Here is a 1,490-nt window from a genome sequence, read left to right as displayed (position 1 = left end):
TCTGAGTTAGTCTGTGTCAGTGGGGTTTCCATGCGGTTCAGGCGGCCCTTTGGGCGCTGGGGTTTTTCACCCGGGGCCGCCGTTGGTGCTACCTCTTGACGAACCTTTTGGTGACCCTCCTCCCGTCGACGACCATTTCCAGGATGTAGACCCCGCCCCTGAGGGAGGAGACGTCCACCGGCCCCCCGCTCGTAAGGGAGGGCAGGGTGAGCACCGTCTGCCCCGCCGCGTTGATGACCCTTCCGCTGGCCCCGGCCCCGGAGAAGCGCAGGAACAGCTCGCCCTGGGCGGGGTTTGGGTAGAGGGCGACCTGCTCCTCGGCGGCGGCGGCCTCAGCCCCCGCGGCGGCGGCGCCGCCGCCCGTCTTGCTGATCCTGATCCAGTTGAGGTTCCAGCCGCCCGCTACGGCCTTCACCCCGAAGCGGTGGGTGCCCGCCGTGACGGTCACGCTCTGGGAGACGGTGGTCCAGCTCTGCCAGCCGCCCGTGGCCGGCACGGCCACCTGCGGGAACACCGTGGCGCCGATGTTGAGGTCGGCCTCCAGGGTGCCCCCGCCGCTGAGGCTGGCCACGCGGTACTCGATGGTGTAGGTGCCCGAGGCGGGGAAGCTGACGTTGCTGTAGTAGGCCCAGTCGCCGGCGTCGATGTGGCTCATGTTCTGGCCCCCGCCGAAGTCGGTGCAGGTCTGGGTGTTGACCCCGGACATGTTGGTGTAGTTCTCGGCCTCCAGCTGCTTGCCCTTCCTGGTGACGCGTATCCAGTTGAGGTTCCAGCCGCCCACGGTGGCCTCTATTCCCAGCCGGTGGAAGCCGCCCTGGGTCACGTTGACGGTGTGGGAGACGGTGGTCCAGTTCTGCCACCCGCCCGTGTTGGGGACGCTGACGCTGCCCAGCACCAGGCCGTTGAGTATGTCGGCCCTGATGACGCCGCCGCCGTTGGTGCTGGCCACGCGGTAATCGATGGTGTAGGTGCCCGCGGCGGGGAAGGGCACGTCGTAGTAGGAGGCCCAGTCGCCCGCGTGCACCTGGCTCAGGTTGCTTCCCCCGCCGGCGTCGGTGCAGGCCTCGGTGCCCATGCCGGACATGGTCGAGAAGTTCTCGGCCTGTATCAGGGTGCTGTACTTGCTGATCCTGATCCAGTTGAGGTTCCAGCCGCCCACCGTGGCGTTGATGCCGAAGCGGTGGGTGCCCGCGGTGACGTTGACGGTGCGGGAGACGGTGGTCCAGCTCTGCCAGCCGCCGGTGTTGGGGACGCTCACGGTCCCGAGCTGGGTGGCCCCGTTGTTGAGGTCGGCGGAGATGACGCCGCTGGCGTTGGTGCTGGCCACGCGGTACTCGACCAGGTAGGTTCCCGAGGCGGGGAAGTGGACGTCGTTGTAGTAGGCGTAGTCGCCCGCGTGCATCTGGCTCAGGTTCTGCCCTCCGCCGGCGTCGGTGCAGGCCTCCGTGCCCGTGCCGCTCTCGCCGTTGTAGCTCTCCGCCTCTATGTGT

At 68.3% G+C, this 1,490-nt stretch carries 1 protein-coding gene; it reads right to left on the bottom strand.

The window, feature by feature from the left end:
* Window positions 1-88: 88 nt before the first annotated feature.
* A partial coding sequence (locus tag A8O23_RS21160; RefSeq protein ID WP_153042317.1) for a carbohydrate-binding protein occupies window positions 89-1,490 on the bottom strand: 1,402 nt, incomplete at its 5' end.

This window comes from Rufibacter roseus (assembly GCF_001647285.1).
Taxonomy (GTDB): Bacteria; Bacteroidota; Bacteroidia; order Cytophagales; family Hymenobacteraceae; genus Nibribacter; species Nibribacter roseus.
This window is presented reverse-complemented; position numbering and strand designations above follow the sequence as displayed.